This window comes from Paenibacillus agaridevorans (assembly GCF_018604145.1).
Classification (GTDB): Bacteria; Bacillota; Bacilli; order Paenibacillales; family Paenibacillaceae; genus Pristimantibacillus; species Pristimantibacillus agaridevorans.
This window is the reverse complement of record NZ_CP075889.1, coordinates 3,565,239-3,579,371: the sequence shown is the minus strand read 5'-3', so window position 1 is coordinate 3,579,371 and position 14,133 is coordinate 3,565,239. Positions and strand designations below refer to the sequence as shown.

The window sequence follows — 14,133 nt, the reverse complement described above, 5'->3', positions numbered from 1 at the left end:
CAGGCAGGCGAATGTGGATATAATAAGATACAGGGAGACAAGTAAGGAGGGTTAACAAGCTTGCGCAGAAGTTCGATCCTGATCGTTGTCCTTCTCATTGTCGCCACGGGGACTTCCGCATGCAGCGGCAATAACCCCGCAATCGAAGACAAACTGGAATTTAAGCAAGTTACCTTGTCGCTGCGGCATACGCAGATCAAGGAAACGAGCAAAGCCAGATTGCGAGTGCTCGAGGATGTCGTCGCGCAGACGGAAGCCGAGAACGAAGGCGTTGTCTTCCAGCTGGAGGGCATCGACGAAATCGTTAATCGCGATACGAAGCTCAAGCAGGAGATGGCCGTCGGCAATCCGCCCGATATCTTCGAGGTGTTTGGCGGAGCGGATCTAAAGCTCTACGTAAAGGCGGGCCGGATGCTGGATCTCACTCCGATTCTGGAGGAGCTGGAGCTGACGGACAAGTTCGAGAGTTTGTCCGAATTTACAATCGACGGCCGGGTGTATGGCGTGCCATACGGCGGTTATAGCGAAGGGATTTTCTACAACAAACAAATATTCAAGGAGCTGGGCTTGTCCATTCCCAAAACATGGGATGGACTGCTGGATACGGCGGAGACCATCAAGGCGGCGGGATATGTGCCGTTCGGCCTGGCCGCGAAGGATGCGTGGGCAATCGGCATGATGTGGAATACGATCATGGTCCGATACGTGGGCATCGAGGCGTTCGGCGGCTTGCTGACGGGGGAGACGAAGTGGACCGACCCGGGTTTTATCCAAGGGTTCGAAGCTTACAATGAGCTGATCCGGCGCAAATACTTTCCGAGCGGGGCGCTTGGCTTCGAATATGCTGAGCAAGGAGCGCAATTGCTAAAGAGCAAAGCGGCGATGGTGTTCACGGGAACCTGGGACATGAGCCACTTCACAAGCGTGGAAACGGGGATTCCGCGTGGCGGCATCGGATTTTTTGCGTTTCCGTCGATTCCCGGCGGGCTTGGCGACCAAAGCTCCATCAATGCTTCGTATTCCAACGGCTTCGGCTTCTCTTCCAATCTGTCCGAGGAACAGATCGGGGTCGTCAAAGCTTTTATCGCCAACTTCTTTAACGAAAGCGTGCAGAAGCGGGCGATGGACGAGGATAAGCTGCTGCCTTCCATGAAGTTCACCGATCTCACCGACACGGATCCCATCGTTAATGAAGTGTTGACGGTTATGGGGCAAGCTTCGAGCACTTGGCCGGCTTTCGATGCCATTGTGCAGCCAAGCGTAACTTCGGAGATCGGAGTCGGGCTGCAGAAGCTGATCGGCGGTCTTAGCACGCCCGAGAAGGTGGCGCAGTCTATTCAGGAAGCGCAGGATAAGGCCAATCTGGCCCAGGTTAACGAAGCGGGGCTTGGCCATATCGGCCATGCGGCGGGATCCGGCATTATAACCGGGGACGACAGCAAATAGGAGGCCGGGCAAGATGAATCTGAGACCGAAGCTGATGCTGGCCTTCATTACGCTTATTATTATCCCGATGATCGTGCTCGGCATCTTCTCCTTCCTGAACTCCGAGACGCTGCTGGAGAAGAAGTACAGCGAGCAGTCGGAAATCACGATGAAAGCGATCGGCGGCAATCTTTCTTATTTTTTCCGCGAGCTGAATCAGTTGTCCAACGGCAACGTCATTAGCAGCGTCGTTCAGGATATTTTAAAGCAGAACGATCTGTCCATGGACGATCCAAGCACGATCATTCGCATTAATCAGGACGAAAAACAGATCAGCAGCATTCTGTTCCAGCATCCTGCCGTCAGCTATGTTGTCTTGTATTCCAGCGACGGCACGATGTACCGTTCGAATCGCAATGATCCCACGACGTTCCGTCCGATTACGTTCGAGCAGCTGCGGCAGCATTCTCTCTACGACGATGTCATTCGACTCGGAGGCATCCCGCTTTGGATCGGGCCGCATGAGCAGAAGGAACTGACGGGCGTCGATCCGCCGCTGTTCACCATGCTGCGCGTCGTTAAGGACATTCAATCCTTTAACGATATCGGCATCATGGTCACTCAGTACAAGACCGAGGATGTCAGCAGCATGCTAAAAGGGTTCCAGAATCCGGATCCGGATTCGCAGGGCTCGCGTTATTTTATTATGAACGGCAAAGGTCTCATCATGCTGGACAGCAACAAGGAATACGATGGCGGGAGCATCGATCTGTATACCAACTCCATGCCCCAGTTAACGCAGGAATACAAGAGCGCGAGGATGAAGTTCGACGGAGTGGACAGTCTCGTTTCTTCCTATAAGCTGGGGCTTAACGATTGGGTGCTGCTGTCCGTACAGCCATGGAATACATTAACCGACGAGAACATCCGATTTGTGCAGTGGATTGGCATGATTACGGTGCTGGGCTTGCTGTCGGCCGTGCTCTTCAACGTCTTTTTCGTTAATCGGGTCGCCAAGTCGATCATCAAGGTCGTCCGCAAAATGCGACTCGTCGAGCAGGGGCTGCTCGATATCCGGGTGACTGCGCAGGGAAAGGACGAGACGGTGCTTTTGGCTAACAGCTTCAACAGCATGGTGGAGCGGATCGGTAATCTGCTAAGCGAGGTTCGCAGGGAGCAGGACCGGAAGCAACACGCGGAGATGATGCTGATGCAGGCGCAGATCAAGCCGCATTTCCTGTTCAATACGCTGGAGTCCATCAACGCGCTCGCGGCGCAGAACGAAGGAGCCAAGATCATGCTGATGGTGAGGCGGCTCAGCAATCTGCTCCGCACGAGCATGCATCACTCCGAGGAGATCGGCATCAAGCAGGAGATCGAGCATGTACGCAGCTATCTGGAGATTCAGAAGTATCGCTTCGAGGAGTTGTTCTCCTATGAGCTTCAAGTGCCGGAGGAGGCGCTGCAATATAGTATTTTGAAGCTTACGCTTCAGCCTCTTGTCGAGAACAGCATCCAGCACGGCTTCGACGGGTACGAGGACGGCCAAGGCGTCATCTCGATCGACGTCTCTGTCGAACCTCACTCGCTCGTGATCATGGTCAGCGATAATGGCAAGGGCATGAGCCAGGAGGTCCTGCAGAAGCTGGCGGAGGGTTACAGTCCGTCGAGGAAAAGTCAAGACGAGGCCGAACTTGGCGAACGGAGAGGACTTGGCATACGCAATGTCGCCGACCGGCTCCGCATTCATTATGGACCGGGTTATGGCATGATGATCTGCAGCACAGAAGGGGAAGGCACGACGATCAGATGCATCATTCCAAAAAGCAGAGGTGAGAGCGCATGAGCGACAAGGTGCTCCTGGTAGACGATGAAGCTCACATTACCCGAAACTTGGAAAAGGTTATTCCTTGGGAAATGCTAGGTCTCCAAGTTGCAGGCTCTGCCAAAAACGGCGTAGAAGCGCTCCAGCTTCTGGAGCAGCAATCCGTGCAGCTCCTGCTCTGCGATATACGAATGCCGGTTATGGACGGACTGGAGCTCGTGCGCCTGATCCGGGAGCGGGAGATGACCTGCGACATTATTATGTTGTCCGGCTATCAGGACTTTGCTTATACGAGAGCGGCTATTCAATACGGCGTCAACGATTATGTGCTTAAGCCGATTCCCTATGACGAGCTGACAGGCGTTATTGCAAGAGTGATGTCGAATCAGCGCAGCAAGGCGAAGCAGCAGCACGAGGAACAGCAGAAGCTGGGCCGGATGATCGATCTGGCCAGCGAGAAAATACTCTACGATCTGATTATGGATTATACCGATTTTTCGGGCAGTCACTGGCTGTTCTCCGGCGACGAGCAGCAGCTGCGGACGCAGCGTTTCGTCATGATCGTACTGGATCTTGACGTCAGCTCGGAGAAAACAAAGGATTGGCGGGACTGGGCGGACAAGGAGCGCAAGCTGTGGAATTTCGCGGTATGCAATGTGCTGAGGGAGAAGCTGCAGGGCAACGGTCTGCATCATGCCGTTATCCAGATGAGAGACGGGGAATGGTGCGTGCTGATCGAGACGGCGGGAGCTGCCGAATTCGAAGAGCAACCGGTCAAAGAGTGGGCAGACATGCTGATGACGGCGGTCCGGAACCATGTAAAGCTGTCGCTGAACGCGGGAATCTACAGGCGATTCGCGGGCGTGGAGGAGCTGTCTGCGGCCTATAAGCAGGTGCAGCTCGGCATGCAGTTGACGCCTGCTCATGACACGATCACGTTGTATCCGACGGATGGGGAACGCGGACCTGCCGAAGACAAGGCATTTTGGGTAACGGCGGAAAAGCTGATCAGCGCCGTCAAGCGGGGCGATACCGCGGCTGTAAACGTCGAGGTGGACCAAATCGCGTCCCAATTGCAGCATCTCAACGATCAACATAGCGCCCGGGTGAAGCCGCTGCTCCACTTCTTCGTGCTCCATCTTATGCGGGAGATGAAGGAGATGGCCGTATTTACGAGGGAGCAGGAGGAGCAGCTATGGCGCAGGTTGGACCGGCGTTTCCTGATCAAAGATCTCTTGACCTTTATCCGTCAGGTAACGGCCGCGGTGACGGATCGGTCAATCGACAAGAAGAAGCAGTCGGAGCTGTCCTTGCTGGAGGCGAGAGCATTCCTTAATCGCAATCTATGCCGAGATCTGAGCGTGGAAGAAGCGGCAACCCATGTGGGTTTGAGCACGTCGTACTTCAGCCTGCTGTTCAAGCAGACATTCGGCGAGACGTTTATCGAATACGTGACGCGGGAGCGGATGGAGCGTGCCAAGACGATGCTGGCGGAGACGGGGAAAAGCGTGGCCCAAATCGCCAAAGAGGTCGGGTATGCGGAGAGAAGGTATTTCACGAAGGTGTTCATGAAGTATACCGGCGACAATCCGTCGGACTTTCGTGCCAAATTTCAAGTCGAGGATGATACGGTACACTAACAGCTGAGAGGATGGGTTGAAATGTTGGAAGGACGGGAACGACGGTCGAATGCGAGCGTATCGAGCGAATGGGGCAAGGAGAGCAATTGGAGGAATTGGAGCTTGAAGGAGAAGATCGGACAGCTGTTCGTATTCGGATTCCATGGTTACGAGCCATCGGGTGACCTCAACTCGCTGATCGAAGAGTATGGGATCGGAGGGACGATCTACTTCACCCGCAACGTGCAGAATGCGGAGCAGGTGCATAACCTCTCGGTCAAGCTGCAAGAGAAGGCGGCCGTGTCAGGACGGGCGCCGCTGTTTATCGCCATCGATCAAGAAGGCGGCATGGTGGCCAGACTCGTCGACGGCGTCACGCTGATGCCCGGCAATATGGCGCTTGGCGCCACGGGGCAGGCCGAAGCGGCTCGCGAGACGGCAAAAGTATCCGGCGAAGAGCTCAGGAAGCTTGGAATCACGCTAAACTACGCCCCTTGTATCGACGTCAACAACAATCCGGACAATCCCGTTATCAACGTCCGCTCGTACAGCGACCGCGCGGAGGTCGTGTCAGAGCTGGGAGCCGCTGCCGTGGAAGGATACCAGTCCGCTGGCGTGGCGGCGACGGTAAAGCACTTCCCCGGACATGGCGACACGTCCGTCGACTCCCACCACGCGTTGCCGGTATTGCCGCATAACCGCGATCGGCTGGATGCGATCGAGCTGCGGCCGTTCCGCGCGGCGATTGCCGCAGGCACGGACTGCATCATGACGGCGCATGTCGTGTTGCCGGCGCTTGAGCCGAGCGGCGTACCTTCCACGTTGTCCGAGAAAGTGCTGACGGGCTTGCTTCGCGGGGAGCTGGGCTACGACGGCGTCGTCGTAACCGACTGCCTGGAGATGAGCGCGATCGACGAGCATTACGGGCCTGCGCAAGGCTCAGTGAGAGCGATACAAGCCGGAGCCGACATGGTGCTCGTCAGCCATACGATCGAGAAGCAGCGTGCGGCGCTGGAGGCTGTCACAGCCGCGGTGGAAAGCGGCGAATTGTCCGAGGCGAGAATCGACGAAGCGGTGGGCCGCATTATGCGCCTGAAGTCGAAGCTGCGGCTGGATGAGCCGATTGGCGCATGGGAGCAGGTGGCGGCTGTTATAGGCACGGAAGACAACAAGGAAGTTGCCCGCCGCTGGAGCGAAGCCTCCGTGACGTTAGTGAAGAACGAAGGCGGCTTGCTGCCGCTTCGGCGCGAAGCGAGCATGCTCGTGTTATGGCCGAGCATCGTGCCGGTATCCGTCGCTGACGAGATGTTGTCCGGCGACGGCACGTTAGGCGGCTACCTGAGTCATTACGGCGCCGCGAACGTCGTGGAACGCCGAATGGACGGGGCGGACCCGCTCGCGGGTTTGGATGCATTCGAACAGATCGTCGTCGTCACTTACGACGCTGCAAAGCATCCGCTGGAGCGCGACATCGCCCGTCAGGCGATAGAGCTGGCAGGCGACCGCGTCGTGGCGGTATCCGTACGCAATCCGCTGGATCTGCTGCTATTCCCTGATGTGCTCGCATACCTCGCCGTATACGAGTGCAGACCGCTGGCGCTGTCTTCCGCGGCGAAGGCGCTGCTCGGCGACCTGAAGCCGCAGGGGAAGCTCCCCCTGGAAATTTCGCCGGCGTATCCTTTCGGCTGGAGCGTGGAGTAACGTTTCGCCGAGCCATAAATAGACAAAGTCCTCCAATCGTAATGTACGATGCGGAGGACTTTTTTGGTTTGCTTGCTGACTTGGCTGGCTGGGGCGCTCGCGCAATTCGCCTGGCAGGTGCTAGGTCGCAGACTATAGCGATAAACTCCGCTATAATAAGCCTGGCAAATGCTGAGTCGTTGGATATAGCGGAAAACTCCGCTATAATGCGCCTGGCAGGTGCTGAGTCGCCGGATATAGCGGGAAACTCCGCTATAATGCGCCTGGCAGGTGTTGAGACGCCGGATATAGCGGGAAACTCCGCTATAAAATGCCTGGCAGGTGCTGGGCGACTCATTGTACTCGCTTTTTCATACACATTCGCCCTTCTCGCCTGCTAGCACCCCAATGAACTCGCTTTTTCATACACATTCGCTCGTCCCCGCCTGCTAGCACCCCAATGAACTCGCTTTTTCATACACATTCGCTCGTCCCCGCCTGCTAGCACCCCAATGAACTCGCTTTTTCATACATATTCGCTCGTCCCCGCCCACCATCGCTCCATTGTACTCGCTTTTTCATACACATTCGCACGTCCGCACCTGCCAGCGCCCCATTGTGCTCGCTTTTTCATACACATTCGCCCGTTCCCGCCTGCCAGCGCCCCAATGAACTCGCTTTTTCATACATATTCGCCCGTTCCCACCTGCCAGCACCCCATTGTACTCGCTTTTTCATATACATTTGCTCGTCCTCGCCTGCCAGTGCTTCAATGAACTCGCTTTTTCACATTGCTCGTCCCTTGCAGGATATAACGTATTAATCCGCCGTGTCGTCGATACTTGCGAGCGGCGCATCTAGGCTGCGATCTAAAGAAAAAACAAAAGTATCGTAGCTGGTATGAAAAAACATGGAGGATCATTCTAACGTACAATTGCATATCGCCATCAGATATCCCAATAACGGCACCTTAAGTGTTTTTGCTAAATAACTTTCACGTTACTTCTACCTACGAGGACACTAATTACCTTTCCACACCAAACAAACATCCCCGCACAAACTAGCTTCCCCGAAACAAAACGTCCTCACCGCACGAAATGGTCGTAAGTCAGATCATGCAGAATGTAGGCGAGGAAGAAGATGACGCAAGGATTCTCGTAATGATGCTGGATATGCACGAGCTGTCCGTAATACTTTTCCCCGTAATGGGGGTTGTTGCGCATCTCCAGATTGCTTTTGATGAGCGCGTCGAGCTTGTCGGCGATGTCCACGAGTTCGCCCTCATAGGTGTCGTCCTTCGCATTCACGAGGAAATCCATCATTTCGTCGTGGAAAAACGAAGGGAGCTGCTCCACCATTTTGCGCGCGACTTCCTGCTCGTAACGCTCGAACGCCTCGCGTATAACGGAGGAAGACTTCTTGATCGGCGACGCGACGTCTCCGCTGACGCCTTCGACGATGTCGTGCATGACCGACTTGCCGAGCAGCTTGTAAAGATCGATGCCCGGACGTCCGAATCGTTCCGTCTCGAGCAATCCGTTAAACAGGGACATCGCGGCAACGCGGAAGGAATGCGTGGCGTCGTTGTCGGGGATCAGATTAAAGCTGCCGCCCCAACGTTCGATGAGATCCAGGTTCAGGATGTGATCGAGAAACTGCCGCACGCCGGCATCGGTGTCCAACGCCTGCAGCAGCCAGGCGATTGAGGGGCAGGATGAGGCGGCAAGCTCGGCCCGCAATTGCTCGTACTTCGAAGCAAAATACGGATTGGCGTCCAGCTCGTATTCGCGCATGCAGAATAGCATCGCATCGAAGGAATCGACCGCCTGCACGAGCCGGCCGATATAGGATTCGTCCTCGGCATCGACGATGTAGTCGTAGAAGTGAGGCTGGAGCGATCGGGAGAGGTACGACACGATCTCCTTGCTGACCTCGGTCTCCAGCTTGCGGATATGGTCCGCGACATGAGCGTCTTTTTTGGTCACGTATTTGATGGAGCCCGTAACCGTCTCGTTCAAATCATGCAGCAACGCCCGCGCCGCGAGTTGAAGCTTGTTCAGCGGATTGCCGAATACACGCTCCTCTATAATGCCGGCCATAATAGCAATGGATGCGCATCGGAAGCTGTGGCTGGCGGCGTTGTCCTTGTAACGGGGGGAGAATTCCTTCCACCTGGACACGTATTGCATCTGAATGATGGCATTGGTGAATGAGCTGTTCTTCAAGACTGATTCCCCTCCACATCAATTGAAATCATAACGTGCTCGCGGACTCCTGTCCGGTCTCTTCCGCACGATGAAATACTTTATAGCTGAGCAGTCCGATCACGACAGTTACCGATGTCAGACACGCGGCGAATACGAACAATGGTACAATGCCAAACGTCTCCGCAATCCATGCCATGCCAAGCAGCGACAAGCAAAAGAACAGATTGAGCAGCACGTTCTGCGCGGAAAATAATTGCGGCAGCCTTGCCTTATCCAGGCTGCGCTGAAGAAGCGTCTTGCGGCTCACCATAGCAAGCTCTGCGAACGGTCCGCACAGCACGACGAACAAAAGGGCAAGCCATGGCGATTGGTTGAATGCGAACAGGTAGATGAACAAACTGTACCCGATCATGCCAACCAGCATGTAAGAATAAATACGACGACTTAACTTCTCTACCAAGGATACCACGATGATTCCGCCGAGCAGGGTTCCCGAGAAGTAGGCGGCATTAATGAAACCCCACCATTCATCGCCACGCTCCAGAACCTGTTGCACATAAACAAGCAAGAAGGCTCCTGCCCACACCGAATTCGCGATCATGTCCGATACGTCCATAAACGTGAGGACGCGCAGCCTTGGCACTCTCCATATAAGCTGCCAGCCCTCGATCAGAATGTTCCGATTGCTTCTGGCAAGCGCCTTTTTGCCAACGTTAATTTCCAGAGCCGGCTCATGAATACGCAAGGTCAACGAGGCGGCCAATCCGTATATAACAGCCGCCGCGAGCATGGTATTACGGGTGCCGATCAGGACGACGACGACACCGCTAAGTCCCCATCCGGCGAATTGCACGATTTGGTCGCTGACGGACAACATGCCGTTCGCCTTCATCAGTCCGCTGTCCGACCCGACTAACCGCGGTACCAGCGAGTTGCGTGATGGCGTTGTCCAGCCGTCCAGGAATGACAGAATGGACACGAGGAGCAGAACAGGCAATAGGACGGACGAATCCCCTCTATTCCAAAGATATAATACCAACAACGAGAATACAACGAATTGTCCAAGCTGCGAGACGAATAACAGGCGCGTCAGTTTGATTCTGGCCATTAAAAGAGGAGCAACGGAGCCGCTGATCATCCCCATGGCTCCACGTATGAGCGGTACGAGCGTGGCCGAGATCAAGCTGTCCGTCTGATTCAGGACCATCACGGTGAGCGCCATCGTATACAGGATGTCGGCCATATTGGAGGCGGTTTGCGTACCTAACAAGTAATAAAACGATCGGTTTAATGCTGTTTTTGCCATTCTGATATCCTCGTCTCTAACTCTGATGTTTAAACCGATCTCCGATCTTATTATGCGTAACTATCGGGCGACCCGATAGTCAATCCCTTCTCAACAGGATATAATAGCTTAAAAATGAAAGTGGCGGCATCATGTCGGACATATCCAATCCTTACATACATGGTGATGCATAATTGTTTGGAGGTCAAGGATCCAAACCCATCTATAGTGCGAATGATGGTCGAAATTGCGAATTAGGTTTATCATAGGAAGATCATAAGCGGTTGCCGGACGGGAGATAACAACATGGATATACGCAAACTAGGTTTAACCTTTAATACCCTATTCGAAAAATGGATGTTTCTCATTATTCCCTGCTCACTCATCCTCGGGTTTCTATTGGAACGTCCGCTGCAAGCCTTTGTGCCGGCCGTTCCCTATTTATTTGCTTTCGTCACGCTGACGATGGCGATGGGCTGCGGGCTCAATCATCTGCGCGGCGTCATGAAGCGGCCGGGCATTATGCTGCTAACCTTTCTACTGGCCCACGTCGTTTCGGCTGTCATTGCTTACGCCGCAGGCGTTTCGATCTTCGGGGCCGACTCTCCATATGTCGTGGGGTTGGTGTTGTTTACGATTATCCCGCTTGGCGTGTCGTCCGTTTTGTGGGTGGGCATGTCCGGCGGAAGCGTGCCGCTCATGCTGGCCATGGTCGTATTGGATTCCCTGCTCAGCCCGTTCGTCGTTCCGGCAGGCGTGCATGCCTTTTTCGGGACGGGGGTAGAGGTCAAGGCAGGTCCGCTCATGTTGGACTTAACCATCCTTATCGTGTTACCCACGATCATTGGCGTTGCCTTGTACGAATGGAGCAAAGGGACGGTCGCGGTTAGAACCAAGCCGATCGCCGCCCCGATCTCCAAGCTCTGCTTCGTTTCGGTTGTCGCGCTTAACGCTTCGGCTATTGCGCCGTACGTAGACGAGTTGAAGCGCGACATGGCACTGTTGGTGCCTGTTGTCATCGTTTTAGTCGGCATTTGTTACGCCGTCGGCTTCGTCTTTACGGCTGGCCTGCGAGATCGCGAGACGCAGACGACGGTATCGTATGCGACCGGCATGCGCAATATTTCCCTCGGCATCGTACTGGCGATGGGCTATTTCAGCCCGCTTGCCGCCGTACCGGTCGTGCTGTCGATTCTTATTCAACAGCCGGTGGCGACCGTTCATCATTATGTTTTACATAAACTTAACAGAAACAAGACTGGCAAAGCGGTCCGTACGCATGTACGATAAACGTTGGCATTGATTTGCCGGCCCATCCATGAGGAGTGAACGGACATGAACAGTTTTCGAACCCGGCTAACGATCATTATTATCGCGATGACCGCGCTGTCGGTGACGGCTGCGGGTTTCCTGATGATGAAGACGTTTAAAAACAATCATATCAACGCGCTGGAAGACAATATGGTTCGCGAGCTGCATCTCATCGTCAACAAGATGGATTGGCTGACGGGCGAGCTGGAGGAGCAAACCTTCTATTATACGAATGAAGCGGAAGAGCTCAAGGGATACACCGATGCGCGGGTGACGTTTATGCGGGGAGACGGCACGGTCATCGGCGATTCGGACTACGATCCGCGTACAATGGACAATCATGCTTCTCGTAAAGAAGTAATGGAAGCGATGGATAAGGGCGTCGGACAAGCAGTGCGTCCCAGCGAGACGGCTGGAGAAAGCTTGATCTACGTGGCGATTCCACATGTCGTTCTGGAAGATGGCAATACTTATATCATACGGCTAGCCATGTCGCTGCAAGAGGTAGAGGGCAGCATCGATCAATTGACGGTCGTTTTAATTGGCGGCCTATGGGTGCTGTGCATCGTCGCGGCCGTTATCAGCTATAGAATTGCCCTGAGCCTGACGAAGCCGCTGGAGCAGATTACGAAAGTGGCCAAGCGGATCAAAAACATGGACTATCGCGCGAGAGTGAAGACGACGAAACAAGACGAGATCGGAGAGCTGGGCACGGCAATCAATGCGATGGCCGACAGTCTGCAGGTGCAGATGAGCCGCATCAGGCAGAACGAGAACCAACTGGAGAGCGTACTTGCGAACATGATCAACGGCGTCGTCATGATTGACGTTCATGGCATTATTCTGCTTATGAATCGCAGGGCGGAAGAAGTGCTCGGCTTCTCCGCGCGCGAGCTTGTCGGACGGCACTTCGCCGAAGCGAAGCAGCAATATGAGCTGGCACAGATTATTCAGGAAGCATTGGATTCGAGGGAGCATCTGCGCGAGGAAATAACGTTTTACTTCCCGGAGGAGCGACTGCTGGAGCTTAATCTTGTGCCTGTCCGCGAAAACAACGACGGAGAATTTAGCGGCGTGCTCCTTGTCCTGCAAGACGTATCCGCGATTCGCAGACTGGAGCGGATGCGCAGCGAATTCGTGGCGAATGTATCGCATGAGCTTAAGACTCCGATTGCCGCAGTTAAGGGATTCGCGGAGACGCTGCTTGGCGGTGCCGTTAAGGACGAAGAGACGGCTCGTTCGTTTCTTCAAATTATTTTCGACGAGAGCGAAAGGCTCAATCGTCTGATCGGAGACATCCTGGAGCTGTCTAAGATTGAATCGCGAAGAGTGCCGCTCATGTTTTCTCCTGTAGAGATGGATGGATTCATTGACAAGACGGTAAAGCTGCTGGAGCCGGAAGCGAAACGCAGAGGCATTGCTCTGGAGCGTGACGTCGAATCAGGATTATATCTGGAGGCGGACGAAGACCGGCTGCGCCAAATCATGATGAATTTGTTGTCCAATGGCATTAATTACACGCCGGAGGGCGGACATGTTACGATTCGCATCTATGCGTATGGCGACGAGCAAGTCCGCATCCAGATCAGGGATTCCGGCATAGGCATTCCCAAAAAAGATCTGCCTCGCGTCTTCGAGCGTTTTTATCGCGTGGACAAGGCCAGAAGCCGGAGCTCCGGCGGCACGGGCCTCGGTTTGTCCATCGTCAAGCATCTGGTGGAGCTCCATAAGGGAACGATCTCGGTCAGCAGCACGGTCGGCGTAGGAACGACATTTACGATTGATCTTCCCGTCATTCAATAAGGCGGCAAGGCCTGGTTAGGCATGTTGGACTATCGCATAACGTGGAAGTCGTGGTAAACTGTTTACTAAGCGTTAAACTTTAAGTGTATGCGGCGCTTGATGCGCCGCTATAGAGCCTGGAGGTCCCTATGTCGCACAAAGTGTTAGTCATTGAAGACGAACCGACTTTGGCAAGGTTATTATCGTACAACTTGACTCAGGAGGGCTACGAGACTACCGTCATTGATCATGGCAGCGAAGGGCTGCAGACCGCTCTTCAACGAGGTTTCGATCTCATTATATTGGATATCATGCTGCCGGGCATGAATGGTTTCGAAGTGTTGAGCCGGCTTCGCCAGCACGGCGTTCGCACGCCTGTCATTATTCTGACGGCACGCAATGCGGAAGAAGAGGTCGTGCAGGGACTTAAGCATGGAGCGGATGATTATATAACGAAACCTTTTGGGGTAGCTGAGCTGCTTGCTCGTGTATCGGCCGTCTTGCGCAGGACGCACAACGAAGACCCCGCACCCGTTGTTTCCAACGAGAAGGTAATCTCGGTAGGGGAGTTGGCGATCTACCCGGAGAAATACGAGGTTGTCGTAAACGGCGAACCGATCCCGCTTCGGCCCAAGGAGTTCGAGGTGCTGCTCTATCTGGTGCAGCGTCCGGGAATGGTCATTACCCGCGACGATCTTATGAACGTCGTATGGGGCTTCGACTACATTGGCGGCCAGCGTACCGTCGACGTACACGTCAGCTCGCTTCGGAAGAAGCTGGAGCTTGGCCAGCAATCTGTTCAGATCGAATCCATCCGAGGCGTCGGATACAAGCTCGTTATGCCTAAAAAGCTCGCAAGCCCTAAGCTGTAGGGATGCCGGGCTTTTTTTGTTTGGTAGGGGGAGAGAGCGCGCGCGTTTTGTAAGCGTAGTTAAGCTGCGTAGACTTATAAAAAAGCGTAATGAAATAAATGCGCTTTTCGCGAGTAAGGAAAAGGGG

At 54.4% G+C, this 14,133-nt stretch carries 9 protein-coding genes; 7 read left to right on the top strand and 2 right to left on the bottom strand.

Going from position 1 to position 14,133, the window contains the following annotated elements; all coding sequences use genetic code 11:
* The first annotated feature begins 60 nt into the window (after positions 1-60).
* Genes KJW29_RS15145 through KJW29_RS15130 form a run of 4 tightly spaced genes read left to right on the top strand, consistent with a single transcriptional unit; the run spans position 61 to position 6,570 of the window.
* A complete protein-coding gene (locus KJW29_RS15145) occupies positions 61-1,446 on the top strand; it encodes an extracellular solute-binding protein (protein ID WP_214630414.1) in 1,386 nt (461 codons plus the stop codon).
* 13 nt (positions 1,447-1,459) lie between these two features.
* Positions 1,460-3,271, top strand: coding sequence for a cache domain-containing sensor histidine kinase (locus KJW29_RS15140; RefSeq protein ID WP_108995734.1), 1,812 nt, complete (start codon positions 1,460-1,462; stop codon positions 3,269-3,271).
* Positions 3,268-4,890 carry a response regulator transcription factor gene (locus KJW29_RS15135; protein WP_214630413.1) on the top strand — a complete coding sequence of 541 codons (1,623 nt, stop codon included), beginning with the start codon at positions 3,268-3,270 and terminating at the stop codon, positions 4,888-4,890. Before KJW29_RS15140 ends, KJW29_RS15135 begins: the two co-directional genes overlap by 4 nt.
* Positions 4,891-4,911: 21 nt before the next feature.
* The gene (locus KJW29_RS15130; RefSeq protein ID WP_214630412.1) at positions 4,912-6,570 is read left to right on the top strand and encodes a glycoside hydrolase family 3 protein; all 1,659 of its coding nucleotides are present in this window, start codon (positions 4,912-4,914) and stop codon (positions 6,568-6,570) included.
* A gap of 1,064 nt (positions 6,571-7,634) precedes the next feature.
* Here KJW29_RS15130 and KJW29_RS15125 read toward each other — a convergent pair.
* Together KJW29_RS15125 and KJW29_RS15120 are read right to left on the bottom strand one after the other, a co-directional pair.
* Positions 7,635-8,774, bottom strand: coding sequence for a YfbR-like 5'-deoxynucleotidase (locus KJW29_RS15125; RefSeq protein WP_214630411.1), 1,140 nt, complete (start codon positions 8,772-8,774; stop codon positions 7,635-7,637).
* A 28-nt stretch (positions 8,775-8,802) separates the two neighbouring features.
* Positions 8,803-10,062 carry an MFS transporter gene (locus KJW29_RS15120; protein WP_214630410.1) on the bottom strand — a complete coding sequence of 420 codons (1,260 nt, stop codon included), beginning with the start codon at positions 10,060-10,062 and terminating at the stop codon, positions 8,803-8,805.
* 285 nt (positions 10,063-10,347) lie between these two features.
* Here KJW29_RS15120 and KJW29_RS15115 point away from each other — a divergent pair, with 285 nt between their 5' ends.
* The 3 genes from KJW29_RS15115 (at position 10,348) to KJW29_RS15105 (ending at position 14,006) form a co-directional block, all read left to right on the top strand.
* Positions 10,348-11,331, top strand: a complete 984-nt coding sequence (locus tag KJW29_RS15115; protein WP_246608729.1) for a bile acid:sodium symporter family protein — start codon at positions 10,348-10,350, stop codon at positions 11,329-11,331.
* Positions 11,332-11,376: 45 nt separating this feature from the next.
* Positions 11,377-13,155, top strand: a complete 1,779-nt coding sequence (gene pnpS / locus KJW29_RS15110; protein WP_214630409.1) for a two-component system histidine kinase PnpS — start codon at positions 11,377-11,379, stop codon at positions 13,153-13,155.
* A gap of 128 nt (positions 13,156-13,283) precedes the next feature.
* Complete coding sequence (locus KJW29_RS15105) at positions 13,284-14,006, top strand: response regulator transcription factor (RefSeq protein WP_087571578.1); 723 nt, start codon at positions 13,284-13,286, stop codon at positions 14,004-14,006.
* Positions 14,007-14,133 lie beyond the last annotated feature (127 nt).

Excerpts from the sequence above, each read along its gene's own strand:
- KJW29_RS15140 (WP_108995734.1), top strand. The coding sequence starts at position 1,460 with ATGAATCTGAGACCGAAGCTGATGCTGGCCTTCATTACGCTTATTATT.
- KJW29_RS15135 (WP_214630413.1), top strand. The coding sequence starts at position 3,268 with ATGAGCGACAAGGTGCTCCTGGTAGACGATGAAGCTCACATTACCCGA.
- KJW29_RS15130 (WP_214630412.1), top strand. The coding sequence starts at position 4,912 with ATGTTGGAAGGACGGGAACGACGGTCGAATGCGAGCGTATCGAGCGAA.
- KJW29_RS15120 (WP_214630410.1), bottom strand. The coding sequence starts at position 10,062 with ATGGCAAAAACAGCATTAAACCGATCGTTTTATTACTTGTTAGGTACG.
- KJW29_RS15115 (WP_246608729.1), top strand. The coding sequence starts at position 10,348 with ATGGATATACGCAAACTAGGTTTAACCTTTAATACCCTATTCGAAAAA.
- pnpS (WP_214630409.1), top strand. The coding sequence starts at position 11,377 with ATGAACAGTTTTCGAACCCGGCTAACGATCATTATTATCGCGATGACC.
- KJW29_RS15105 (WP_087571578.1), top strand. The coding sequence starts at position 13,284 with ATGTCGCACAAAGTGTTAGTCATTGAAGACGAACCGACTTTGGCAAGG.